This is a genomic window from Hymenobacter ruricola, from assembly GCF_015694525.1.
GTDB classification, from domain to species: Bacteria; Bacteroidota; Bacteroidia; order Cytophagales; family Hymenobacteraceae; genus Hymenobacter; species Hymenobacter ruricola.
The window spans coordinates 1-23,182 of the sequence record NZ_JADQDM010000023.1 but is presented as its reverse complement, the minus strand read 5'-3'; the positions used below and the strand labels follow the sequence as shown (position 1 = coordinate 23,182).

General features: G+C 66.1%; 22 protein-coding genes. 16 read left to right on the top strand and 6 right to left on the bottom strand.

The genetic code is table 11. The features are described 5' to 3' along the window. Positions 1-96: 96 nt before the first annotated feature. Genes I2H31_RS23555 through I2H31_RS23545 form a run of 3 tightly spaced genes read left to right on the top strand, consistent with a single transcriptional unit; the run spans position 97 to position 2,924 of the window. Complete coding sequence (locus I2H31_RS23555; RefSeq protein WP_196295520.1) at positions 97-354, top strand: hypothetical protein; 258 nt, start codon at positions 97-99, stop codon at positions 352-354. A gap of 2 nt (positions 355-356) precedes the next feature. Further along, the gene (locus I2H31_RS23550) at positions 357-1,562 is read left to right on the top strand and encodes an ABC transporter permease (RefSeq protein WP_196295519.1); all 1,206 of its coding nucleotides are present in this window, start codon (positions 357-359) and stop codon (positions 1,560-1,562) included. Positions 1,563-1,619: 57 nt separating this feature from the next. Next, positions 1,620-2,924 (top strand): PP2C family protein-serine/threonine phosphatase, encoded by a 1,305-nt coding sequence (locus I2H31_RS23545; RefSeq protein ID WP_230688017.1) that lies wholly within the window; start codon positions 1,620-1,622, stop codon positions 2,922-2,924. Between the two features lie 505 nt (positions 2,925-3,429). Here the strand turns inward: I2H31_RS23545 and I2H31_RS25745 are convergent. Both I2H31_RS25745 and I2H31_RS23535 read right to left on the bottom strand, forming a co-directional pair. Beyond that, positions 3,430-4,944, bottom strand: coding sequence for an O-antigen ligase family protein (locus I2H31_RS25745; RefSeq protein WP_196295518.1), 1,515 nt, complete (start codon positions 4,942-4,944; stop codon positions 3,430-3,432). 8 nt (positions 4,945-4,952) lie between these two features. Then, positions 4,953-6,020, bottom strand: a complete 1,068-nt coding sequence (locus I2H31_RS23535) for a GumC domain-containing protein (protein ID WP_196295517.1) — start codon at positions 6,018-6,020, stop codon at positions 4,953-4,955. Between I2H31_RS23535 and I2H31_RS25740 the strand changes: the two genes are divergently transcribed. From I2H31_RS25740 to I2H31_RS25735, 7 genes are all read left to right on the top strand, one after another. Next, positions 6,011-7,648, top strand: coding sequence for an oligosaccharide flippase family protein (locus tag I2H31_RS25740; RefSeq protein WP_317192269.1), 1,638 nt, complete (start codon positions 6,011-6,013; stop codon positions 7,646-7,648). The two genes, I2H31_RS23535 and I2H31_RS25740, sit on opposite strands and share 10 nt — an antisense overlap. Before the next feature lie 94 nt (positions 7,649-7,742). Further along, positions 7,743-8,915: a glycosyltransferase family 4 protein gene (locus I2H31_RS23525; RefSeq protein WP_196295515.1), complete on the top strand. Its 1,173-nt coding sequence runs from the start codon at positions 7,743-7,745 to the stop codon at positions 8,913-8,915. Between the two features lie 107 nt (positions 8,916-9,022). Continuing rightward, positions 9,023-9,565 carry a hypothetical protein gene (locus I2H31_RS23520; protein WP_196295514.1) on the top strand — a complete coding sequence of 181 codons (543 nt, stop codon included), beginning with the start codon at positions 9,023-9,025 and terminating at the stop codon, positions 9,563-9,565. Beyond that, positions 9,565-10,275 carry a polysaccharide deacetylase family protein gene (locus I2H31_RS23515; RefSeq protein ID WP_196295513.1) on the top strand — a complete coding sequence of 237 codons (711 nt, stop codon included), beginning with the start codon at positions 9,565-9,567 and terminating at the stop codon, positions 10,273-10,275. The genes I2H31_RS23520 and I2H31_RS23515 overlap by 1 nt, the downstream gene beginning before the upstream one ends. Then, positions 10,272-11,387, top strand: a complete 1,116-nt coding sequence (locus I2H31_RS23510) for a glycosyltransferase (protein ID WP_196295512.1) — start codon at positions 10,272-10,274, stop codon at positions 11,385-11,387. Before I2H31_RS23515 ends, I2H31_RS23510 begins: the two co-directional genes overlap by 4 nt. Positions 11,388-11,528: 141 nt before the next feature. Continuing rightward, the gene (locus I2H31_RS23505) at positions 11,529-12,296 is read left to right on the top strand and encodes a TatD family hydrolase (protein ID WP_196295511.1); all 768 of its coding nucleotides are present in this window, start codon (positions 11,529-11,531) and stop codon (positions 12,294-12,296) included. A 4-nt stretch (positions 12,297-12,300) separates the two neighbouring features. Beyond that, positions 12,301-13,224 carry a class I SAM-dependent methyltransferase gene (locus I2H31_RS25735; RefSeq protein ID WP_196295510.1) on the top strand — a complete coding sequence of 308 codons (924 nt, stop codon included), beginning with the start codon at positions 12,301-12,303 and terminating at the stop codon, positions 13,222-13,224. Positions 13,225-13,240: 16 nt separating this feature from the next. Here the strand turns inward: I2H31_RS25735 and I2H31_RS23495 are convergent, their stop codons facing one another. Both I2H31_RS23495 and I2H31_RS23490 read right to left on the bottom strand, forming a co-directional pair. Further along, on the bottom strand, positions 13,241-13,600 hold the full coding sequence (locus I2H31_RS23495; RefSeq protein ID WP_196295509.1) for a hypothetical protein: 360 nt from the start codon (positions 13,598-13,600) through the stop codon (positions 13,241-13,243). A 77-nt stretch (positions 13,601-13,677) separates the two neighbouring features. Next, positions 13,678-14,985, bottom strand: coding sequence for a PAS domain-containing protein (locus tag I2H31_RS23490; RefSeq protein ID WP_196295508.1), 1,308 nt, complete (start codon positions 14,983-14,985; stop codon positions 13,678-13,680). A gap of 328 nt (positions 14,986-15,313) precedes the next feature. On the opposite strand from I2H31_RS23490, the gene I2H31_RS23485 reads away from it, so the two are divergent. Together I2H31_RS23485 and I2H31_RS23480 are read left to right on the top strand one after the other, a co-directional pair. Beyond that, positions 15,314-17,548 carry a TonB-dependent receptor gene (locus I2H31_RS23485; protein ID WP_196295507.1) on the top strand — a complete coding sequence of 745 codons (2,235 nt, stop codon included), beginning with the start codon at positions 15,314-15,316 and terminating at the stop codon, positions 17,546-17,548. A gap of 91 nt (positions 17,549-17,639) precedes the next feature. Beyond that, positions 17,640-18,125: a hypothetical protein gene (locus I2H31_RS23480; RefSeq protein ID WP_196295506.1), complete on the top strand. Its 486-nt coding sequence runs from the start codon at positions 17,640-17,642 to the stop codon at positions 18,123-18,125. Positions 18,126-18,294: 169 nt separating this feature from the next. On the opposite strand, the gene I2H31_RS23475 is transcribed toward I2H31_RS23480, so the two are convergent. Then, positions 18,295-18,465 (bottom strand): type IIL restriction-modification enzyme MmeI, encoded by a 171-nt coding sequence (locus I2H31_RS23475; RefSeq protein ID WP_196295505.1) that lies wholly within the window; start codon positions 18,463-18,465, stop codon positions 18,295-18,297. An 87-nt stretch (positions 18,466-18,552) separates the two neighbouring features. Next, positions 18,553-19,683: a hypothetical protein gene (locus I2H31_RS23470; protein WP_196295504.1), complete on the bottom strand. Its 1,131-nt coding sequence runs from the start codon at positions 19,681-19,683 to the stop codon at positions 18,553-18,555. 211 nt (positions 19,684-19,894) lie between these two features. On the opposite strand from I2H31_RS23470, the gene I2H31_RS23465 reads away from it, so the two are divergent. The 4 genes from I2H31_RS23465 to I2H31_RS23450 form a co-directional block, all read left to right on the top strand. Next, a complete protein-coding gene (locus tag I2H31_RS23465) occupies positions 19,895-20,470 on the top strand; it encodes a dihydrofolate reductase family protein (RefSeq protein WP_196295503.1) in 576 nt (191 codons plus the stop codon). 527 nt (positions 20,471-20,997) lie between these two features. Then, positions 20,998-21,672 carry a hypothetical protein gene (locus I2H31_RS23460; RefSeq protein ID WP_196295502.1) on the top strand — a complete coding sequence of 225 codons (675 nt, stop codon included), beginning with the start codon at positions 20,998-21,000 and terminating at the stop codon, positions 21,670-21,672. Positions 21,673-21,780: 108 nt separating this feature from the next. After that, positions 21,781-22,260, top strand: coding sequence for an ADP-ribosyltransferase domain-containing protein (locus I2H31_RS23455; protein WP_196295501.1), 480 nt, complete (start codon positions 21,781-21,783; stop codon positions 22,258-22,260). 583 nt (positions 22,261-22,843) lie between these two features. Continuing rightward, positions 22,844-23,182, top strand: a 339-nt coding sequence (locus I2H31_RS23450; RefSeq protein ID WP_196295500.1) for a helix-turn-helix domain-containing protein, incomplete at its 3' end; no start/stop codon positions are given.

Genomic DNA, 23,182 nt, shown 5'->3' with positions numbered 1-23,182 from the left:
GCCACCATAAATGTACCAACGCGGGCAGCACCCGCCCGCCAAGCCGGGCCCCGGGCTTACATTTGCCCTACTCCCTCATCGCGCCAACTCCTACCCGTGACCGACCCCGAATTCGACCTGCTCGACGAGCTGTACTTCGTCACCCCGTTTCGCACGCTGCTCCAGAAAACCGGCCTGCCGCCAATGGAGCTGGAAAACCAGCTGCGCAGCCTGCTGGAGCAAGGCCTCATCCGCAGCTACTGGCCCGACGTGGACACCGAACTGGCCTACGAAACCACTTCCTTCGGCGCCATCGCCCGCGACGCCTCCTACCTGGCTTCCAAGGAAGGCCTCTTGCAGCACAATACCCGCTAACGATGGCCTCGACGGCAGTTTCGCCCGCGCCGGCCCCCGCGCCCAGCGCGGCCGCCGTGGCCCGGCCGCCGGGCTACTACGTGCGCCAGCGCCTGTGGCAAAACTGGCCCGCCGTGGCCGGCTTGGCCTTCATTGCGCTGTGCACGCTGGTGGCGCTGCTGGGCTACTGGATATTGCCCGACAACTCGCCCAATGCCAGCCACGGCTTCGTGCAGATTCAAAAGGAGCGGCCCGGCCTACGCGTGCTCTTGCTGCGCCAGCCCCTGCCCGATTCGGCGCGCAATGCTTCTGGCGCCGATAACATCTTCGCCACCTGGCTGCACGGCCGCGAGCCCGACATGCAGGAAACGCCCATCGGCGGCTACGAATTTTCAGGCGATTCTATTGTGCTGAAACCGCTGGGAGAACACTCGGCCGAAGCTGGGCGGCTACGGCGGCTGGCGCTGTCGGCCGTGGTGGGCCATGCCGGGCCCGCCGCTACTTTGCAGCAGGAAATCAAGGAGAAGCACCTCGTCAGCCGCCCCTACGTGCTGGGCACCGACAAAGCCGGGCGCGACGAGCTGAGCCGGCTGCTGCTGGGCACGCGCATCTCGCTGGGCATTGGGCTGGTGGCAGTGCTCATTTCGCTGGCGCTGGGCATGGCTGTGGGCGCCGTGGCCGGCTATTTCGGCGGCTGGGTCGATTCGCTATTGCTGGGCGTGATGACGGTGGTGTGGAGCATTCCGGGCATCATGCTGGTCATCGCCATTTCGCTGGCGCTGGATAGCAAAGGCGTGTGGGTCAGCTTCGTGGCCGTGGGCCTCACCATGTGGGTGGACGTGGCCCGCGTGGTGCGCGGCCAGATGCTGAGTTTGCGCGCTGCCACCTTCGTGGAGGCTGGCCGCGTGCTGGGCCTGCCCACCTGGCGCCTCATTGCCCAGCACCTGCTGCCGAACATGCGCGGCCCGCTCATCGTGCTGGCCACCAGCAATTTTGCCGCCGCCATTCTGCTCGAAGCGGGCCTGAGCTTTCTCGGGCTGGGGGTGCAGCCGCCCGCACCCAGCTGGGGCCTCATGGTGAAGGAAGGCTACGACCTGCTGGGCACCGAGGCCGGCCTGTGGCTCACGCTGCTGCCGGGCACGGCCATTTCGCTGCTCGTGCTCAGCTTCAACCTGCTCGGCAACGGCCTGCGCGACGCTTACGACCCCAAAACGCCCGTGGCGGCGTAAGTTTGCAGCCCCGTTCGCGTTTCATGCGTGTTTCATGCGGGCTGCTTACCTTGCCGTATGGCTTCTGCCCCTCTTTCTTCTGCTGAGCCCCTGGCCGACGCCCTTGGCGCCCAGGTCACGATGCGCGACGAGCAAATCAAGAAGCTGCGGCGAGAGCTGCTGCTCAAGCAGTTCGAGCTGGATACGGTGCTGGGCGTGGCCCACGACATGACGGCCCGCGACCACACCGTGGACGAGCTTTACCACATGCTGCGCCTCACCCTGCAGGGCCAGCGCAACGTGGTGCAGCTGCTGCTTTTTGCCCGCGAAGACCACGGCTTCAAGGTGCGCGTGGCCCTGGGCTGCGACCTGGCCGAAGCCGAAAAGCTGGCGCTGACGCCGCATTTGCTGGCCGGCGGCGTCACGAACCCGCAAGCCGTGGAGGACCTGCACCTCGGCGAGGCCTGGGACCGGTACGAACTGGTGATTCCCGTGCTGCGCCAGAAGCAGGTGGTGGCCTACGTCTTTGTGGGCGGCCTGCGCGACAACGACGTGCGCCAGCAACTTATTCCTTTCCTCGGCTCTTTGGCCAACACGCTGATTGGGGCCGTGGAAAACCGCCGCCTGCAAGCCCAGCGCGTGGCCGACGCCGCCGTGCGCAAGGAAATTGAAATTGCCCAGGAGGTGCAGGCCATGCTGTTTCCGCGCAGCCTGCCCAACGACGCGCACCTGGCCATCGAGCGCAGCTACGTGCCCCACACCGAAATCGGCGGCGACTACTACGACGTGGTCGAAATCGACGCCGACCGCCTGCTGCTGTGCGTGGCCGACGTGAGCGGCAAGGGCGTACCGGCCTCGCTGCTGATGTCGAACTTCCAAGCGGGCCTGCGCACGCTGCTGCGCCAGGGCGTGGAACTGGCCACCATCGTGCCCGAGCTCAACCACCTGCTGTTCCGCAACTCGGGCGGCGAGAAATTCATCACCGCCTTTCTCGGCATCTACGACCGCCGCACCCGCCGCCTGCAGTACGTGAACGCCGGCCACAACGACCCCTTGCTGCTGCTCGACGACGGCGCCGTGCACGCCCTCAAGCACGGCACTGTCATGCTCGGCATCATGGAAGAGCTGCCGCTGCTGCGCGTGGGCGAAACCGAAATTCCGGCGCACTCGCTGCTGCTGCTCTACACCGACGGCCTCACCGAAGTATTCGACGCCCACAACAACGAATTTGGCGAAGAAGGCGTGCTGGCCGTGCTGCAGCGCAACCGCTACCTGCCGCTGCCCAAGCTGCACCAAGAACTGCTGCGCAGCATCAACGCCTTCAGCGCCCACGACGCGCAGTTTGCCGACGACGTGACCATTCTCAGCTGCCGGTTTAAATAATCAGGTTGGCCGTAAACAGATAAGCCGCAACTAATTTGCGTCAGACCGTGTACATTTGTTGTGTTGTGCAAACGATAAAAAACAAAGGCCGAACCTCCCGGCCCGGCCTTTGCCAACTACCGGAGCCAATGAGCGAGCAACGCAAAGCCAATAGCCTTACCTAACCCGCCCGCTAACCCCACCAAAACAACTTTTCCGACCGTTTGTAGTAGTTTCTTCGCGCTGTCCTTTGTCATTCTTGCCAGAAGTGTGAGGGTTGCTTCTTAACCCTCACACTTCTCGAAGCCCGGTTGTTAGCGCAGCCGGGCTTCTCTTTTTACAGAGCGAGCCGTTGGGCTGAGGGACCTACCTAACGCGAGTGATTCAAAGGTATGCCGCTGTAAAGGCCCATCATATAGCAATGCAATACTATCAGTGTGCTACACCGTTGGTGCCACTAAAAATTTATACTTTTTGCGCTATTTTGTCACTTTTTTGTTAGCTCTCTGGCGTCAGCAAGCACGCATCAAGATAAGCTAGCAGCCGGATTTGCCGGAACTGTTGCGCCGGTTTCCTCAATAGCTGCGCTTGCCTCTGCCAGCCAGGTTTCGGCCCGGACGAGCAACGCAATGCACACGAAGAACACCGGCCCAATCTTGTCCACCTCCACCAGCTCGTTGAGGGTGAGGTGGAACACAATGACCACCAGCGACATGGCCGCCCCCAGCACCACGCGCCGCACCTCAGGCTGCTGCCCCGAGCGGCGGTAGAGGCTTTCGGCCTTCAGCAGGGCCGTGGCGATGAAGACGGCGAAGAGCAGAAAGCCGGGAATTCCTTGCTCGGCCAGCTGCAGCAGGAAGTAGTTGTGGGTGGTTGATTTTTCGGGGTTGTCGCTCACGTAGGTGCGGAAGCTCTTCACCGTGTAGCGCTTGTATTCGGGGTAGAACGTGGCCGCGCCGCTGCCCACAATGGGCTTATCGGCAATCATGCGGGCGGCGGCCACCCAGCGGTACACCCGCTCCATGCCCGACACGTCCTGCAACTTGTAGGTGGCTTCGAGGTGCTTCTCAAAGTTCTTGCCGTTGAACACGGTGCGCTCGTAGTTGGGCGCAAGCTCCATGTAGTTGTCGCCGCTGGCAATGTGGGCCACGCTCAGGGCCGTGCCCAGGGCCACGGCCAGCAGCACCACCCGCGTGAAGCGCACGCGCATCACCACAAAAAACAGGGCCGCCAGGGGCAGCGAAAGCATGGAAGCCCGCGTGTAGGACGTGAACAGGCCAAACAGCAGAAGGCCCAGCATCAGGCGCCAGGCCAGGCGCCCGCCCGTCGTGGTGGCCGCCCGCAGCGCAAACCAGCAAAACGGCACCAGCAGCGCCAACATGGTGGCGTAGATGACGTGGTTGCGGAAAAACGGGTGCAGCGCCCAGTTGATGTCGGCAAACGAAAAGCCCTTGCTGGCGTGCCGGCTCGCCACGTAGAGCACGCTCAGGCTGGCCCCGGCGGCGTAGAAGGCCACGAAGCGCCACGTATCGGCCGGCCGGCGCACGATGAGCAGCGTGCCCAGCAGAAACGGGGTGATGTACCACACCTTGGCCAGCAGGTACTTGACGGACTTGAGCGAGTCGACCGAGAAAAAGGCGTCGACGGCCGTCCACAGCAGCATCAGGGCCACGATGATGAGCAGCGGGTGGCCCCACTCGCGGCGGCGCAGCTGCGCGTGGCCCGCCCCCAGCAGCAGCGTGGCGCCCACGCAGCCCGTGAGGGCCAGCATGAGCGGCTCGGAGGGCACGTCCATGCTGAGCCCGCCAAACAGGCTGATTTCTTCCGAGAACGGCAGCAGGAAAAACAGCAGGTAATAAATCCACCGCCACTCGACCAGGGCCACCAGCAGGGCCACGGCCAGGCCGGCGGGCAGCAGCAGCGCCGGCATGCTGAGCAGCCCCGCCGCCGCGCCGCCCAGCAGCAGCACGCCGATAAAGGCCATAAACAGCAGCTGGGGTCCGTCGAAGGACTGCCGCAGGCGGCTCAGCCAATGGTTCACGGGCGGGTTCACGCCGGGCGGGCCGCGCCGGGCCGGTTGCGACGGTACAATTCCAGCAGAGCGATGAAAATAACCGACAGCACGAACGTGAGCACCACCGAGCCCACCACAATCAGCCAGCGCACGGGCTTGATTTTCTTGGTGGCGGGGTAGGCCTTCTGCACAATGTAAAGGCTCGCAATGCGGCCTTTCAAGCTCAGCTCGGCCGTTTCGAAGGCCGAGCGCGCCCCGATGAGGCGGCTCTGCAGGTCGGCCACGCGGGTCGTGAACATGCTCAGCGAGTCGGTGCCCTGCACGTAGCTTTCCAGGTTGATGAGGTTGCCGCCGTCGCGTTTGGTGAGGCCGCGCAGCGCGCGCCGCAGGCCGGCCACGTCGCCGCCGCTGGCTTCGGCCTTGCGCAGGGCGGCTTCGGTTTCAATGAGTTGCTTCACCATGTAGCGGCCCTGCATTTCCAGGCCGAAAATGCCGTAGCGGCGGCGGGCACCCACCAGTTCCTGGCGGCTGCGCTCGTAGCTGGTGCTCAGGTATTCGTAGCGCTGGCGGTAGAGGTCGAGCACGTGGCGGCGGTTTTCCAGCGTCAGCTGCTGGTTCACCGAGTCGATGACCTGCACCAGGGTGTTGGCCACCCGCGCGGCCAGGTTTTTGTCTTTGTCCATGAACGTGAGTTCGATGGCGTCGCGCTCGTTGTGCACAATGGCCAGGTTGTCGGTGAACTCCTTCAGCACGAAGTTGTCGGTGGCGTCGTCGCCGGGCGCGCCGGCCTTGTAGTGCTTGTACAGGTTAAACTTTTTGATGGCCAACTCCGCCACCGGCTGCGACTCGCCGATGGTGATGGCGCGGTCCAGGTCTTCGGCCCGCCCGCTGAGCTCCAGCTTGCCGCCGTCCACGAGGCGGTCAGGGTCAGTAGTTTGCGGGTTGGTGGGGATGAAAATGGCGGTGGAGCGGTACACGTTGGGCATCAGCAGCGCCACCACAATGCTCACCACGGCGGCCAGGGCCACGGCCCCGGCCACGAGGTATTTCCAGCGGTTGATAATGGGCCCCAGGCCCACCAGCGAGAACGAAGGTGCAGACATACAGAGAAAAAGAAGCCGTCGCGCGCACGTTTTTTAAATGGGACGGAAGGAGCGGGAAGGCGGCAGGCAAAGATAGCCGGAAAACGGCCCCGCGCGGCGCGGCGTGCGGCTGGCCGGCCCGGGTGCGTAGCTTTGCGCTTCCGGCGCCCGGTGCCGGTTATCCTCTTTCGGGCCTTAGCTTCTTCGTCGGCATCAAACGGTTTTTTGGCAATATCAGCTTCGTCGTCCTGCTCAACCTGCTGGTGAAACCCGGCTGGGTGGTGGTCGAAAACCTGGTGCAGGACCGGCTCGGGCACGCCACGTTCGGGCTGGTCACGGCCCTGTCGGCCCTCACGCTGGTGGTGGCCGCCCTCTCCGACCTGGGCCTCACGCCCTACGCCGTGCAGCGCGTGGCCGCCGAGCCCCGCTTCATGGCCGAAACCTTTCCCACGCTGCTGCCCCTGCGCGGCGCCCTCAACTTCGTGGCCCTGGCCGCCATGCTGGTGCTGGGCGCGGTGCTGGGCTACCGCGGCACCGAGCTGCTGCTGCTGGGCGCCGTGGGCACGGCCCTGCTGCTGGCCCAGTACGGGCAGTTTTTGCGCGGCACCCTGCAGGCCCACCAGAAATTCAACACCGACGCCGTGCTCTCGGTGCTGGAAAAGTTTGTGCTGCTGGGCGCCGTGCTGGCGCTGCTGCCCCTGGGCCTCACGCTGCCCAACTACGTGGGCGCCCGGCTGGGCGCGGCCGCTTTCACCGCCGTGCTCACCTACGGGCTGATGACGCGCCTGTTTGGCCGCGTGCGGTACCGCTGGCAGGGGCCCGTGGCCCGCACGGCCCTGCGCGCCAGCCTTCCTTTCGCCCTCATGACGCTGCTCTACGGCGTGAACGAGCGCATCGACATGCTCATGCTGGAGCGCCTGGCCTCGCCCACCGAGGCCGGCTACTACGCCGGCGCCTACCGCTGGGTCGACGCCGTGATGATGTACGCCTGGACGGTGCTGCCGCTGTTTTTTGCCAAATTCGCCAGCGTGCCGAAGGACGCCGGGGCCCAGCGCCAGCTGCTCATGTTCGGGCAGCGGGTGGTGGCGCTGCCGCTGCTGTTCGTCGTGGCGTTTGTGCTGTTTCGGGGCGAGGTGGTGTTCTGGCAGTTCAAGCACAGCACCCCGGCCGAGGTGGCACGCATGACCCTGTGCTTGAAAATCCTGTTCCTCAACGTGCTGGTGCACGCCTTTTTCGCCATCTACAGCACCCTGCTCACCAGCACCACCCACGAGCGCGCCGTGAGCTGGCTGGTGGCCCTGAGTATCGCCCTCAACATCGGCCTGAACCTGTTTTTGCTGCCCCACTACGGGGCCGTGGCCGCCTCGCTCAACACGCTGCTGTGCGCCGTGGCCGTGTCGGGGGGCTACCTGGTGCTGGTGGCGCGGCGCACCGGCGTGGGCGTGCCGTTTCGGCTGCTGGCGCGGCTGCTGCTGGCGTTTGGGCTGCTGTGCGGCGTGTGGTACGGCCTGCAATATGGCTTGTACCTGCGCTGGTGGGTGGAAGCAGGCATCATGGCCGGGGTATTTGCCTTGATTGTGCTGGGCACCGGCCTGGTGCAGCGCAAGGAGATGGGGGGGCTGCTGCCGGGACGGGGCGGGAAAGGCTAAGTGGAACGTCATGCAGAGCGCAGCGAAGCATCTTTACCGCTTCGTTGGGCTGTTTGATTTACAATTGAGGTAAAGATGCTTCGCTGCCCTCTGCATGACGTTCAACAACCGCCCGCTCGCCCCACTTCACATCGCCGTCAACACCCGCTTCCTGCTGCCGGGCGCCCACCTGGAGGGCATCGGCCGCTTCAGCTTTGAAACCCTGAGCCGGCTGGTGGCCCAGCACCCGGAGGTGACGTTTCACTTCCTGTTCGACCGCGCGTTTGACGCGCGCTACCTGTTTGGGCCCAACGTGGTGCCGCACGTGCTGCTGCCGCCGGCGCGCCACCCGTTTCTGTTCGTGGCGTGGTTTGAGGGGGCGGTGGCGCTGTGGCTGGCCCGCCACCGGCCGGCGGCGTTTCTGAGCCCGGACGGCTTCACCACGCTGGCCACCGCGGTGCCGCGCGTCACGGTGATGCACGACCTGGCGTTCGAGCATTTTCCGCTTGATGTGGGGTTGCTGCAACGCAAGTACTACCACTTTTTCATGCCGCGCTTCGCCCGCGCCTCGCAGCAGCTGGTGGCCGTATCCGAAGCCACTAAGGCCGACATTGTGCAGACCTACGGCATCAGCCCCGAGAAAATCAGCGTGGCCTACAACGCGCCCGCCGCGCTGTTTCGGCCCCGGCCGGCGGAGGCACAGCGCGACATCCGGCGCCAGTTCAGCCACGGGCAGCCGTACTTTCTGTTCGTGGGGGCGCTGCAGCCGCGCAAAAACCTGGGCAACCTGCTGCGCGCCTTCGACCTCTTCAAAACCCAGGCCGGCCCGGCCGCCGCCGAGGCCCAGCTGCTCATCGTGGGCCGCAAGGCCTGGAAAGCCGGCCCCATCCTCGAAGCCTACCAGCAGATGCGCCACCAGGCCGCCGTGCACTTCACGGGCCGCGTGGCCGACGAGGAGCTGGCCGGCCTCTACGCCGCGGCGCGCGCCACGGTGTATGTGCCCTATTTCGAAGGCTTCGGCATTCCCATCGTGGAGGCGCAGGCCAGCGGCTGCCCGGTGCTCACGTCCAACCTGAGCTCGATGCCGGAGGTGGCGGGGGAGGGCGGCGCTCTGCTCGTCGACCCGCACGCACCGGCCAGCATTGCGGCCGGGCTGGCCCGGCTCTGGCAGGATGCCGACCTGCGCCGGGAGCTGGTGGCCCGCGGGCAGCAGAACCTGGACCGGTTTTCCTGGGCCCGCAGCGCCGAAGTGCTGTGGGATGCGACCGTGCGGGCCATGGGCCGGTAATGGTGAGGAATTGACAGGGCCGCAGGGCTTCGGGTTGAAAATTCCTCATTTACCCACGCGCAGCGTTGAGCGAACGCGGCGCCCCGGCGTTACTTTTGTAGCACCTTATGGCCCGTTTGCATTCCTACAATTTTACCCACGTGCTGCTGCCGCAGCTGGCCTGGCGCCGCCCGGCTTCGGTGCGCCGCGAGCTGAGCGACCCGTTTCTGGCGCGCGAGCTGCTGCATTACGTGTGGGACAAGGCGGCCGAGAACCTGCCCGCGGCCGACAAAGTGGCGCCCCGCGGCCTGCGCCTGAGCTGGCACGAGGTGGCCGGCCGGGCCACGGCCCTGTTTCACCTGCCGCCGCCCCAGGGCACGATGGAAGCCTATTACTCGGCCCTGGTGTACGAAGAAGACGAGCCCGCCGAAACCGAGGCCGAGGAAACCCGCCCCCGCTACTTCACCCTGGAAGCCACCCTGGGCCTGAGCAGCCCGGCCGGCTGCCCCACCGTGGTGGGCGAGTGGGCCGGCGAGGCGCACCGCCACCTGGGCCGCGGCCCGGCGGCTGGCCAGCCCGACACGGCCGCGGCCTTCCTGGCCATATTGGCGGCGGTGCTGGGCCCTTTGCCCGATACGGAAGTGCCCTTTATGCACATCGTGCGTTCCTGATGGGCGCGGGTTCCCGGCTCGAAGCGGCCCTGCTGACCCGGCCGCCCAAGCTGCTTCACGCCCTGCTGCCCGGCTGCGAGTGGACCGGCCCGGCTGCTCCGGCCACCGACACCCCGGCCCTCTACCTCACGTTCGACGACGGGCCCATTCCCGAAGAAACGCCCTGGGTGCTGGCCCAACTGGCCCAATATGATGCCCGGGCGGCCTTTTTCTGCGTGGGCGACAACCTGCGGCGCTACCCCGAAATTGCCCGCGCTGCCCTGGCCGCCGGCCACCGCCTCGGCAACCACACCCAGCACCACCGCAGCGCCTGGAGCCTGCCGCGCGCCGCCTACCTGGCCGAAGTGGCCGAGTGCCAGGCCGAAATAGAACGGCTGACCCGCGCCCACCGGACCGAAGCAACGGCCGCCGGTGCGGCGCCGGCAGCGGAGGCGAAGCCCTTGTTCCGGCCACCGTATGGGCGGCTCACGTGGCCGCTGCTGCCGGCTTTGCAAAAAGAGTTTCGGGTCATCATGTGGTCGGTGCTGACGCGCGACTACGACCCCGCCCTGCGCCCCGAAGACTGCCTGCGCTACACGCTGGCGGCCGTGCGGCCCGGCGACGTGTTGGTGTTTCACGACAGCCGCAAAGCCAGCGCGCGGTTGCGCTTCGTGCTGCCGCGGGTGCTGGCGCACTTTGCCGGGCGCGGCTTCCGGTTTCTGGCGCCGTGAGTGGGGCGCTGGGGGCTTTTCTGGGGCTGTGGCTGCTGGGGCTGGCCTATGCGGCGTGGCGCTTTGCCACTGGGCGCGGGGCCCAGGCCGCTGTCGCGCTGCCCGTGCCGCTGCCCCGCGTAAGCATCCTCATTGCCGCGCGCGACGAGGAACTGGCCCTGCCGCGCTGCCTGGCCAGCCTGCGGGCCCTGGAGTACCCGGCCGAGCTGCTGGAAATTCTGGTGGGCGACGACGCCAGCACCGACCGCACCGCCGCCGTGGCCGAAGCCGCCATGCAGGGCTTCGCGGGCCGGTTCCGCGTCATCCCCATCGCCGAAAACCTGGGCGCGGCCCGCGGCAAAGCCAACGTGCTGGCCCACCTGGCCCGGCACGCCACCACCGACTTTTTCTTCATTACCGACGCCGACATCCACCTGCCCGCTACGTGGATTGCGGCGCTGCTGGGCCACGCGGCCCCGGGCGTGGGCACGGTCACGGGCATCACGGCGGTGCGCGGGCCGCGGCTGTTCGACCACTTGCAAGGCATTGACTGGCTACTGTCGCTGAGTTTGGTGCAGGTGGTGAGCGAGCAGGGCCGGCCCGTGACGGCCATGGGCAACAACATGCTCGTGACCCGCGCCGCCTACGCGGCCACCGGCGGCTACGAGGCGCTGCCCTTCTCCGTGACCGAAGATTTTGCCCTGTTTCAGGCCGTGGTGGCGCGGGGCTTTGGGTTCCGGCACGTATTCAGCGCTGCCGCGCGGGCCGACTCGCTGCCCATGCCCAGCTGGCGGCCCCTGCTGCGGCAGCGGCGCCGCTGGCTGCGCGGCGTGGAGGCGTTGCCTATACGGCTGCGCCTGCAGCTGCTGGTGTTCAGCGGGTTTTGGCCGGCGCTGGCGGGGCTGGCGGGGCTGGCGGGGGTGGCCGGGGTCGGGCCCGCGCTGGCCGTATGGGGCGCCAAAATGCTGGTGCAGGGCGCGCTGGCGTACTTCGCGCACCGCCGGGCAGGGCTGCGGCTGCGCTGGTGGCTGCTGCCGCTGTTTGAATTTTACACCCTGGCGCTCACGTTCAGCCTGATTGGCTACCGGCTGCTGGGCGGCGCCGTGGTCTGGAAAGGGCGGCGGTATGATTAAAATATTGATGACAAAAAGCCCGTCATGCAGAGCGTAGCATCTTTACCGCGCAACGCAATCCAATTAAAAGGTTTACTGCTGCGGTAAAGATGCTACGCTGCGCTCTGCATGACGGGCCAGTTTTTTTTATAATTCTAAAAAATGCACCTCACCGACTCCCACGCCCACCTCTACTCCGAACAGTTCAAACCCGACCGCCTCGACGCCCTGCGCCGGGCCCAGGACGCGGGCGTGCGCACCATCGTGATGCCCAACGTGGACCACAGCAGCATCGACGCCATGCTGGAGCTGGAAGCCCAGGCGCCCGAAACCTGCTTCGCCATGATGGGCCTGCACCCCTGCTCGGTCACGCGCGGCTTCGAGCAGGACTTGTACGAGGTGGAAACCTGGCTGGGGCGCCGGCCCTTTGCCGCCGTGGGCGAGTGCGGGCTCGATTTGTATTGGGACAAAACCCTGCTGGCCGAGCAGCAGGAAGCCCTGAAAATTCAGTTGGAGCTGGCCAAACAGCACAACCTGCCCATCGTGCTGCACACCCGCGAAGCCTTTGCCGAAACCGTAGCCCTGGTGGAAGCGGCCCAGGACGGCCGCCTGCGCGGGGTGTTTCACTGCTTCTCGGGCACGCCCGCGGAGGCCGAGCAGGCCATCAAGCTGGGATTTATGCTGGGCATTGGCGGAGTGGCCACGTTCAAGAACGGCGGGGCCGACAAGGTGCTGCCCGGCCTCGACCTGCAGCACCTGCTGCTCGAAACCGACTGCCCCTACCTGGCGCCCGTGCCGCACCGCGGCAAGCGCAACGAGCCGGCCTACCTGCCGCTGGTGCTGCGCCGCGTGGCCGAGCTGCTGGGCCGCGACGTGGCCGAAGTAGCCGAAGCCACCACGCGCAACGCCGCGGCCTTGTTCAACCTGTAGCGGGGTGGCCAACGACAACCGCGACGCGCTGCTATACACGGCAGCTGCGGAAATAAAAGAAACGCTGGCTGCCTTAACGGCCCGGCCCGGGCTTTTCAGCGAGGAAAACTTTGCCAGCCGGGCCGAAGTCCTGGATGAGCTGGAATTTCACGTCCTGGACCGTCTGGACGGCTTGCTTGCCGAGAAGTTGCCTGCGGAACTCAGCAACCTAAGAAACCAAGCCACGGCGCTGAGAGGTGAACTGGAAGCCCTCGACCAGCGGCTTTTCCAGCGGTTGCGCGCCTTGATTCGGGCGGGGCAGTGCACGCCGGAAAGCTTGCGGGCACTGCTGGAAGCCTACGCCGGCCCGCCCGAACCCGGCAGCAGCCCCGCCGCCACCGAATATGATGCCCTCGACACGCTCACCAACGGGCTGTTCATCGATTTGGCCGAGCCCCTGGCAACCGAAGCCCACGACCCGGAAATGGTGTATTACCAAAAGACACCGGCCCGCATCATCTTCGAAATGGCGGCCAAAATAAGTGCCCACGATACGTTCTACGACCTGGGTTCCGGGCTGGGGCAGGTGCCGCTGCTGGTGCGGCTGCTGAGCGGGGCCACCACCGCGGGCGTCGAGATTGAGCCCGCGTATTGCCGGTACGCGCAAGCCTGCGCCGACGCGCTGCGCCTCACCCGGGTTCGGTTCCTCAACGCCGATGCCCGCGCCGTGGACTACGCCGACGGCACGGTGTTCTTTCTGTTTACGCCGTTCACGGGCCAGATTCTGGCCCGCGTGCTGGGCCGGTTGCGGCAGGTGGGGCAGCACCAGCCGCTCCGCATTTTTTCCTACGGGCCCGGCACGCAGGCCCTGGCCCAAGAGCCCTGGCTCCGCCGGCTGAGCCCCGCAGGTGGGCACTTGTATCAGCTGGCGGAATTTCGGAACGGCTGAGGCGCCGCCGGGCGCCTTAAGCCGTGGCCATGCCTTTTTCCAGGCGGTTGAGGAGGCTTTCGATGTGGTCGGCGTAGGAGTTGATTTGGTCGAGGCCAGCGCGCGACTCTTCGATGTGGCCGCGGGTGTAGCGGCCCACCAGGTCCTGGCCGGTCTGGAGCATTTGCTGGAGCACGCGCTCGATTTCGCGCACTTCGGGCTGGGCGCCGAGGGCGGGCTTCACGGAGTTTTGCAGCCACTGGCCCAGCGGGTTTTCGCGCAGGGAGAAGAGTTCCGGCTCGGCCTCGCGCACCCCGTAGAGCACCGAGCGCAGCCGCGACTTAAACAACACCTGCTTGACGCGGGCTTGCTGAAAGTCGAAAGAGGAGAGGGCCATGCGGGGAGGGGGTAAGCGGGAAGAAAAAGGGAGCTAGCAGGGCGGCCAAGCCATAACTGGGCCACAATGGGCCGGGCCTAGTTGCCGGGGGTGCCGTTGAGGCGTTCCAGCGCCTGGCGGGCCAGCACGAAATCGGTGACTTCGAAGGCAAAGACCATGATGCCGGCCGGCTGGTTGTTTTCGCGGAACTGCTGGTAGATAAAATTGAAGTACGAGTCGCGCAGCTCCTTGCTGGCGTCGCGCTCCAGGTGCAGCTTGAGCTCGTTGCCGAAGAAGGTTTCGCCGGTCTGGTACACGTTGTCCAGGATGTCGATGATGCCTTGCTCGCGCACTTCGGGCAGCACTTCTTCCACCGTGTGGCCCAGCAGCTCGCGGTGCGGAAACAGCTGCTGGTAGGCCGGGTTCACAAATTCGTACTCGTGTTGCGGGCCGCGCAGGATGCAAATCATGGCCGGGGCCTGCATGAACAGGTTGTGGAAGGTTTCGCGCTGGCCTTCGGCCTTCTGGTACATTTGGTAGGCCTGCTCCGAGAGCAGGGCCTGCTGCTCGTTGGCTTGCAGCAGCTCCTGCACCATCTGGCGCTGCTCGTGGATTTCGGTGGCGCCGCCCACCCACATGGTGATGTGGCCGTCGGCGTCGCGGCGGGGCGTGGCCCGCACCAGAATCCAGCGGTAATGGCCGTCGTGGCGGCGCAGGGGATATTCTACCTGGTACGGGTCGCCGGTGGCCACGGAGTGGTGCCAGGCGTCGAGGGCCCGGGCGAGGTAGTCGGGGTGCACGCTGCTGCTCCACTGCTCGCCGGTTTCCTCGGCCAGGGAGCGGCCCGTGAAGTCCAGCCAGCGCGAGTTGAAGAAGTCGCGGTAGCCGTCGGGCCGGGCCGTCCAGATGAGCACGGGCAGGTTTTGCAGCACAAAATTGGTGCGGTCCTGCGCTTCGGCCAGCGCTTTCTGCACGCGCGCAGCTTCCAGGGCGGCGCGGTGCTGCTCGGTCACGTTCTGGGCGCGCTGCAGGATGTATTGCAACTGGCCTTCGTCGTCGAGAATGGGGTAGTGGGTGGCCTGCCAGTAGATTTCCTCAAAGCCGCCGCCCTGCTCGGCGGGCCGGGCCAGGTCGTAGCGAATGACGGGCATGGTGTGCGGCTCCAGGTGCCGGCGCACGTGCTCGTGCGAGGCCGCGATGACGTCGCCCTGGTTCTGGTCGACGGCGGGGTAGGCCTCGAAAAAGGGGCGGCCCACGGCCTGCTCGCGCGCCAGCAGCGACACGGCCACGTGGCTGTCGGTGTCGTCGAGGATGGTGGCGTCGGCGTCGGGCGCAATGAGCAGGAAATTATCCGGCAGGGAGCGAAACAGGCGCTGGTAGTCTACGGGAGCGTCGGGAGCAGTCATCGGCAAAGGAGGCAGCAGAAAATGCGGGGGCAACGGCGGAAAGAAGCGCAAAAATAAGCGCTGCTGCCCGCCGGGCCGTGGATAAACGCCAAAAGCGGCCGCTCGGATGCCAAACATGGCCGAATGGATATGAGGAAGGCATGAACGCCCGGCTGTACCCGACGAGCGGCGGCGGACCCGGCGCGCCCAACCGGGCCGCCCGCGTGGCCAAAGGTTCGTCGGCGCGGGCCGGCGCTTCGTCCGAACGAGCCGACGCTTGGGCACCATTTAGTTGAACCCGGGCGGGCCCGCCGGCCACCTTTGACCCAGTTCTTAACCGCTGGTTCCCATGAAAACTGCCCTGCTTTCGCTGCTCCTGCTGAGCGCCGCCCCCGCCGCCCAGGCCCAAACGGCCCCCGCCGCCGAAACCCACCAACCCACCGCTTCACCCACCCAGCTCAGCGGCGTGGTGCGCGACGCCGACGGCCAGCCCCTGCCCGGCGTGAACGTGTTCCTGAAAACCACTTTCGACGGGGCCAGCACCGACTCACTCGGCCGCTTTGCCTTCCGCACCGACCACCCCGCCGGGCCCGCCGTGCTGGTGGCCACCTTCATCGGCTACGAGCCGCTGGAGCTGCCCGTGACGCTGGGCCCGGGCCCCATCGCGCTGCCTAGTATCAAGCTGAAAGCCAGCCGCGCTGCCCTCGGCGACGTGGTGGTGACGGCCGGCGCTTTTGAGGCCAGCGACGAGAAGCGCGCCGCCGTGCTCAAGCCCCTCGACATCGTGACCACGGCCGGCGCGCTCGGCGACATTGCCGGCGCCCTCAACGCGCTGCCCGGCACCACGCGCAACGGCGAAACCGGCCAGCTCTTCGTGCGCGGCGGGGCGGCGTCGGAAACCAAAACTTACCTCGACGGCTTGCCCGTGCAAACGCCCTACGCCGGCTCGGTGCCCAATGTGGCCGCGCGGGGCCGGTTTTCGCCGTTTTTGTTTAAGGGCACCGTCTTCAGCACGGGCGGCTACTCGGCCGAGTACGGGCAGGCGCTGAGCGCCGTGGTGGCCCTGAACTCGACGGACCTCGCGCCCGAAACCCAAACCAGCCTCTCGCTGATGAGCGTGGGCGGCAGCCTGGCCCGCACCCAGCGCTGGGCCCGCACCAGCGTGGCCGTCAGCGCCGACTACAGCAACCTGGCCCCGTACTTCAACCTCGTGCCCCAAACCTTCGGCTGGGAAAAAGCCCCGCAGGCCCTCGGCGGCTCGCTCAAGCTGGCCCACCAGGTAGGGGAGGCCGGCATGCTGAAAGTGTACGGCACCTACAGCCGCCAGCGCCTGGCCCTGCGCCAGCCCGACGCCAACCCCGAGTACAGCGCCGGCCACCCCGTGGCCCTGGCCGACGACAACGCCTACCTCAACGCCACCTACCGCGCGCCTTTGGCCGGCGGCTGGAGCCTGAACACCGGCCTGGCCCTGACCCAGGACGATAACCTGGTGCGCCCCGATGCCCAGTCCGTGCGCGACCTCGACCGCTCGGCCGTGGCCCGGCTGGTGCTCACCAACGACTCGGCCAGCACCTGGTTCAACCTCAAAATGGGCCTGGAGGGCTACGCCCAGCGCTACCGCCAGCAGTACCAGGCCGCGCCTGATGCAACGCCGCTGACCCTGGCCGTGGACGAGCAGCGCACCGCCGCCTTCGCCGAAAGCGAGCTGGTGCTCAGCCGCAAGCTGGCCGGCCGCGTGGGGCTGCGGGGCGAATACTCGGCCCTGCTGGGCCGCTTCAATGCCGCCCCGCGCCTGGGCCTGGCCTACAAAACCGGGCCGAACAGCCAGCTCTCGGCCGCCTGGGGCACCTTCTACCAAACGCCCACCACCGACTTGCTGCGCATCAGCCACGCCCTGCAGTTTGAGCGGGCCACCCACTACCTGCTCACCTACCAGCACCAGGTGCAGGAGCGCACGCTGCGGGCCGAAATCTACCAGAAGAACTACGCCCAGCTCACCACCTTCGACGCCGCCCAGCCCTACAACCCCACCACCTACCAGAACGCCGGCAGCGGCTACGCCCGGGGCCTCGACGTGATGTTTCGGGACCGCACCACCTTCAAAAAGGCCGACTACTGGGTGAGCTACGGCTTTGTGGACACGCGCCGGCAGTTCCGCGACTACCCCACCACGGCCGTGCCCACCTTCGTGGCCCGGCACAACCTGAGCGTGGTGGGCAAGTACTGGGTGCAGCCCCTGCACACGCAGTTCGGCTTCACCTACGCCTACGGCTCGCCCCGCCGCTACAACGACCCCAATCTGCCCGGCTACAACCAGGGCCGCCTGCCCAGCTACCAGGACCTGAGCTTCAACGCGAGCTACCTCACCCACTGGTTCGGGCAGTTCACCATCGTCTACGTGTCGGCCTCCAACGTGCTGGGCCGAAGCAACGTGTACGGCTACAATTTCGCCAGCCAGCCCGACGCCAGCGGCCAGCTCCGCAGCGTAGCCATCACGCCCGGGGCGCCGCGGATGCTGTTCGTGGGCGTGTTCATCTCGATTAACAAGACGACGAAAGTGGATTTGAACGAGCGGCCGGACTGAGGACATTGCCGGATGCCGGACGCTAATTGTTGCGCTCAGCCAATATTCAGGCGGTAACTGTCGTTTCGACGGAAACCAACCAAATCCACCCATGACCATTTCGTTACGCTTTCTTATACTGGCCCTGCTCACCGGCAGCGCCTTTGGCCTCACCAACTGCAAAAAGGATAAGGAGCCGGAACCCGACAAACGCTCGCAGCGGGAAATATGGCTGACCACAACGGGCTGGAATAAGCAGAGCATTACAGATGCTTACACTACCCCTGTGGGTGTAGTGACATCAAGCACATCACCCCCGTCCAATTACTTTCCTGCCTGCGCGCTGGATGACCTCGACCACTTCAACGCCGACCGAACCTTGACGATAGAAGATGGGCCGCTGCAATGCCAGTCCTCGACGCCCCCCAGCACCATAACCTGGGCTTTCGCCGCCAACGAAACCGAGATTATTTTCAATCCAGCAGGAGTAAGCAATAAGATTACGACGCTAACCGCTACGACCCTTGCGCTCACCTACACCGAAGCCATGCCCGACGGAACGACGTGGAATCAAACCGTGACGTATGCCGCCCGGTAGCAGGAGGCACCGCCGAAAGCAACATAGGTGAACCCCTAGTAAGAATAAACGAGGCCGGGCCAAAATACTTACCAGGGATTAGTAAGTATTTTGGCCCGGCCTCGTTTATTCTTACTATGTCCCAATCGCCGGGCGGGCCTACGCTGGGCTGCTCGCAGTTGGCTTGCCCTTAGGCAGCTTGGCTGGCGCTTTGGCTGCGGGGGGAGGGGGCACTCAGGTCGGCGTAGCGCTCGAAGAGGTGCTGCACGCGCTCGGTGTCGAGGGTGAATTTTTTGGCTCGGTAGAGGCACTCCACGCGGGTGTAGAAGGTGCGGTGGGCGGCGCGCAGGTCAGGCGGCATGCCACTCCGCAGCGTGGCCGTCACGCCCGGGGCGCCGCGGATGCTGTTTGTGGGCGTGTGCCAGCAAGAAGTGCCGGCGGGTAATCCTTACTGGCCAGTGCTGTCTTTTTGCGGGGAGGTGCCCCGAGCTTTTGGGGTGGCCGGGGTGGTAGCACTGTCACGTAATGGCGCAGCGACTGGTCGGGTACGCCGCCAGTGCCGGGCCAGTGCCCGGCGCACGGTGGCAGGCGTAAATTCCGCGGGGCGGGGGCCCGGGGTTTCGTCCTGGCGGTATTCGAGGTAGGGGTAAGGTGTTTTGTCGAAGCGGTAGCGGGGGCGGCCGGCTTTGTCCTGGCCAGCGGTGTGCAGCACTTCCACGCGGTAGTAATCCATGTGGCCACCGTCTTCGCTTTGGCTATAGGTGACAAGCGTCACCAAGTCGGGGCGGCCGTCGGCATTGACGTCGGCTACGAAGGGAATCGCCGACTGGTCGGGCAGGTCGCCGATATTTTCCAGATGAAACCGTTGCACGGCGTAGGTATGCGGCCGGTAGGGGTCGAGTACGAACACCTCGGTATCGCGCCAGCCGTAGCTGGTGTAGGGGGTAGATGGGTCGATGACCGATTTCGCGAACACCAGCTGCCGGCCGTAGGGGCTGGCCCGCCAGGCCAGGGACTGCAGGGCGTTGGGCTCGTACCAAGGGTACGACAGCGGCAGCACCCGCCGCACGAAGGCGGTATCGGCCTCGCCGGGCCGGCGCACGGCGGTGCGCTGCCAGCGGGTGGTGGCCTCGCGGCGCTGGGCGGGGCTGGCCGCGCCGGGGGCCGGAATAACCAGCGTGTACCCCCGGCCCTCGGGAACCCCGCTGGTTCGAAAGTGCAACTGGTGCACAGCCGCCAACACGGCCGAATCCACGGCCGGACTCAGGCCCCGCACCACCTGCGCTTCGGCTATCGAACCCCAGTTCCTTACCTCAAAGCACACGACTACCCGGCTGGTGTCGGCGGGCACGGGCGTGCCGAAGGGCAGCACTATTTGTGTTTGCACGGCCTGCCGGAGGGCCGCCCAGCCGTAGCGTTCGGCGTAGCCGTAGTCCAACTCCGGCAGGAGCTCCACAAACGACTCCGGCGGCGGTGGGGGCAGCGCGGCGGCAGTGGGGGCTTTGTCGGGGTGAGAGCAGCCGAAGCATAGCGCGGCGGCAAGCAACAGCAGCAAGCCGACAGGCAGGCGGATGGGCATGGCGGGGTGGGAGACGTACCAGCGGCTGGTGCGGGCTAGCAAATATGCGGCGTGCGGGGCGCGGGCCAATGCGCTTGTCTGCAAAGCTCATCCACCATCCGTTAGCCGCCCCCTTGCCGCAAACGGCCGCCTTGTTTGGCACAATTGCCCCTTTTGCTGGGGCGCTGTGTGCGCCACCTTTGCGCTCGGCATTCACCCCAGCAAGACCCCCATGAGAAAGCTCCGCATCCTGGCCCACATTTCCCTCGACGGGGTTGTCCAGCACGAAAACGACGAACACTTCACGCACGGCGACTGGACGACGCCCTACCGCTCGCCGGCCGGGCTGGCGGCCGTGCTGGAAGCCCAGGGCAGCCGCTTCGACTTGCTGCTGGGCCGCCGGACCTACGACCTCTGGGCCGGCTACTGGCCTACCGCCGGCGATACCCCGATGGCCAAGCAGTTGAACACGGCCACCAAATACGTGGCCACCCACCGCCCCGACAGCCTCGGCTGGGGCCCGGCCCAGGGCCTGGGCACCGACGCGCTGGAAGGCGTGCGCCGCCTCAAGGCCACCGCCGGCCCCGACCTCGTCCTCTGGGGCAGCACCTCGCTCACGTCGGAGCTACTGGTTCAGGGGCTGGCCGATGAGCTGGTGCTGCTGGTGTACCCCGTGGTGCTGGGCCCGGGCAAGCGCCTGTTTTCCGACCGCCTCGACGCGCGCGAGCTGGCCTTCGTTGGCTCGCAGGCCACGCCTTCGGGCGTGCTCATCACCACCTATCGGTACGTGGGGGCGCTGCGAGCTTAGCGCAGTGAGCCGCCTTGCAATTTCGCCGGCCAGCCCGACGCCAGCGGCCAGCTCCGCAGCGTGGCCATCACGCCCGGGGCGCCGCAGATGCTGTTCGTGGGCGTGTTCATCTCCATTAATAAGACCACGAAGGTGAACCTGAACGAGCGGCCGGAGTAGCTGGCGCAAGCTGGCGCGCGTCGCAGACGCGTGCCTACCGGTAGCTTTCCAACGCCTGCCAGCGCCTCTTTTCGCCCGAGCCAGAGGCTCGAAGCCAGTAGGCACGCGTCGCAGACGCGCGCCAGCAAGGTGGATTGGAACGAGCGGCCGGACTGAGCTGCCGGGACCTCACCCCCTGCCCCCCTCTCCCCAGGAGAGGGGGGCAGGGGGTGAGGTCCCGGCGTCAGGGCCAACCCCGCTTGTAAACAATTTCCGCCAAGCCCCCATAATTCTTTACAATCCTTGTAAACAATTTCGGCTCAGCTCCCATAATTCTTTACAACAGCCGGCCCGCCGCCCAACTCACCCCCGCCGCTACCTTCGCGGCCATGCTACCCCTCTTTGCTCCCGCCCCGGCGGCCTTGCCCGCGCCGCTTGCCACCTACCACCCCGCCACCGTGCTGCCCGACTGGCCCGCCCGCGTGGAGAAGCTGCGCCAGTGGCAGCAGCGCATTGCCTCGGGCTACGTGACCAGCCAGAAAGAGGAAGCCCTGCAGGCCGAGTTTCTCACCCTCGTGTTTGGGCAGGCGCTGGGCTACGAGCACGAGCGGCCCGACTACCGCCAGCTGCTGCTCGAAAAGAAAACCAACGTGGACGGCACCAAGCCCGACGGCGCCCTCGGCGACTTCGGGGCCGACGGCAAGGGCGCCCTCGGCGGGCCGGTGCGGGCCGTGGTGGAGCTCAAAGACGCCCGCACCCTGCTCGACGCCAAGCAGAAGCTGGGCCTGACGGCGCCCCTCACCGGCAAGCTGGCCCTCACGGCCGAGTGGAAGCCCTGGAGCACGGCCCTGGGCAAAGCCCTCGGCCGCTCCCTCAACCTGCCCGAGAAAGGGGAGTGGCTGCAGCACTTTGAGCAGCACCAGCAGCAGCAGGCCGCCGCCCGCCAGCGCCTGGCCCGCCTCGACGCCGACCTCGACCAGCTGGTGTACCGGCTCTACCAGCTCACGCCCGCCGAAATCGCGCTGGTGGAGGGCGGAGGCGGGGCCACGCCGGGCCAGGAGTAGCCCATGCTGACCCCGCAACAGCGCCAACAACTGGCCGAATACCTTCGGCACTACTGCCCCGAGGGCTGGCGGGCCGTGCAGCAAGGCCGCCGGGCCACCGCCCTGCCCATGCTCACTACGCTCGACAAAGCCGCGATTTATTATTACACCGATGATGGCTTCGAGGCCCTAAACCGAAAGTTGCACGCCAGCAGCGGGGCTAATAACACCTTGCTGGGGCAGGGCTTAGCGGCGGCGCTGGCCAAGCTGCCGGCGTATGTGGGGTTGGTTTTCTGCGGCGCACAGCTACGCACTGGGCAGCTTTTATTTTATCGCGCCAGTATGGATTCGGGCGAGCCCGTTAGCTGGCCGGCTTTTCTCTCGGCCAGCCAGAAAGCTACCGTTGCTCATCAGTATCTGCACAGTCCCCGCAAGAATTGCTTATTCGTCATTCAGTCGCGCACCGGCCGGCTCATTGGAGAAATATCGAAATACGGGGTTGACGGGCAAAACGAGAGCGAGGTGTTGTTTGCGCCACGCACACGGTTTGAGGTGGTGGCAATGGTAGCTGAAACCGGCTACACGCGCATTGTGTTGGATGAATTATAACGGCCTGTCTTACGTATCTTGCTAGTATGAAACCCGAAGCGTTTTTGCCGTCGAACACCCCTGGGCCTGGCTCCGCTTCGTCGGTACCAGCGGTTCCGGTGCATACGGGACCAGCAGCCACTCCACGCCATCCGGCCCCAAGAGCAGCTCTTAGCCCCGCCCAATTTGACGAGTGGGCCGCGAAATACCTACGTGATAACCGGGGCGCGCCCCGAGCAGACCGCCTAGAGCTTATTGAATGGCGGCACCGGTACCAACTCCAGCAGGAGGAAGCCGAATTGCGGTCCAACCCTGCTGCCCGGGAAGAACTGCGCCTGATTGCGGAACGCCTGGGCCGCAAGGCCCAATCCGGTTTCGGCGGTGCGCCTGCTGCCAATGACGCGACGGCTGCCGGTTCAAATCCTCCCCGATAGGCTTGTTGTACGCGTATGGAAAGCCCCGCCTGCCCCCGCAGGCGGGGCTTTTCGTTGCCAGTGGGGCTGCTCACAGCTCTTGTAAACAATTTCGAAGCCAGGGCAATAATTGTTTACATATCTTGTAAACAATTTCGGCAAGTATCCCATAATTGTTTACAACCGTTCCGATGGCCCGTTCCGCCTCCTATTCCGAATCGCGCCTGGCGCGGGTGTGCCGTTACTACGGCCTCACCCGCGCCGAGCTGGCCGCCCTGCTGGGCGTGTCGCCGGCCCTGCTCAGCCAGCTCGAAGCCGGCCGCCGCGCCTACACCGCCGCCGTGGCCGCCCGCCTGGCCCCCTTCCTGGCCCCCCTCGAAGCGGCTGAAGTCCCGCCCGAACCCGCCGACACCCCGCCGCCCGGCCCCTTCGACCCGCGCCCGCTGGCCCGGCGCCGCGCCGCCTGCCTGCACGAGGCCCGCAACCTGCGCTGGCGCCTGCGCGCCCTACCCTGTCTCTTATTCACATTT

Excerpts from the sequence above, each read along its gene's own strand:
- I2H31_RS23550 (WP_196295519.1), top strand. The coding sequence starts at position 357 with ATGGCCTCGACGGCAGTTTCGCCCGCGCCGGCCCCCGCGCCCAGCGCG.
- I2H31_RS23545 (WP_230688017.1), top strand. The coding sequence starts at position 1,620 with ATGGCTTCTGCCCCTCTTTCTTCTGCTGAGCCCCTGGCCGACGCCCTT.
- I2H31_RS23535 (WP_196295517.1), bottom strand. The coding sequence starts at position 6,020 with ATGTCTGCACCTTCGTTCTCGCTGGTGGGCCTGGGGCCCATTATCAAC.
- I2H31_RS23525 (WP_196295515.1), top strand. The coding sequence starts at position 7,743 with ATGACGTTCAACAACCGCCCGCTCGCCCCACTTCACATCGCCGTCAAC.
- I2H31_RS23520 (WP_196295514.1), top strand. The coding sequence starts at position 9,023 with ATGGCCCGTTTGCATTCCTACAATTTTACCCACGTGCTGCTGCCGCAG.
- I2H31_RS23515 (WP_196295513.1), top strand. The coding sequence starts at position 9,565 with ATGGGCGCGGGTTCCCGGCTCGAAGCGGCCCTGCTGACCCGGCCGCCC.
- I2H31_RS23505 (WP_196295511.1), top strand. The coding sequence starts at position 11,529 with ATGCACCTCACCGACTCCCACGCCCACCTCTACTCCGAACAGTTCAAA.
- I2H31_RS23495 (WP_196295509.1), bottom strand. The coding sequence starts at position 13,600 with ATGGCCCTCTCCTCTTTCGACTTTCAGCAAGCCCGCGTCAAGCAGGTG.
- I2H31_RS23490 (WP_196295508.1), bottom strand. The coding sequence starts at position 14,985 with ATGACTGCTCCCGACGCTCCCGTAGACTACCAGCGCCTGTTTCGCTCC.
- I2H31_RS23485 (WP_196295507.1), top strand. The coding sequence starts at position 15,314 with ATGAAAACTGCCCTGCTTTCGCTGCTCCTGCTGAGCGCCGCCCCCGCC.
- I2H31_RS23480 (WP_196295506.1), top strand. The coding sequence starts at position 17,640 with ATGACCATTTCGTTACGCTTTCTTATACTGGCCCTGCTCACCGGCAGC.
- I2H31_RS23475 (WP_196295505.1), bottom strand. The coding sequence starts at position 18,465 with ATGCCGCCTGACCTGCGCGCCGCCCACCGCACCTTCTACACCCGCGTG.
- I2H31_RS23470 (WP_196295504.1), bottom strand. The coding sequence starts at position 19,683 with ATGCCCATCCGCCTGCCTGTCGGCTTGCTGCTGTTGCTTGCCGCCGCG.
- I2H31_RS23465 (WP_196295503.1), top strand. The coding sequence starts at position 19,895 with ATGAGAAAGCTCCGCATCCTGGCCCACATTTCCCTCGACGGGGTTGTC.
- I2H31_RS23460 (WP_196295502.1), top strand. The coding sequence starts at position 20,998 with ATGCTACCCCTCTTTGCTCCCGCCCCGGCGGCCTTGCCCGCGCCGCTT.
- I2H31_RS23455 (WP_196295501.1), top strand. The coding sequence starts at position 21,781 with ATGCTCACTACGCTCGACAAAGCCGCGATTTATTATTACACCGATGAT.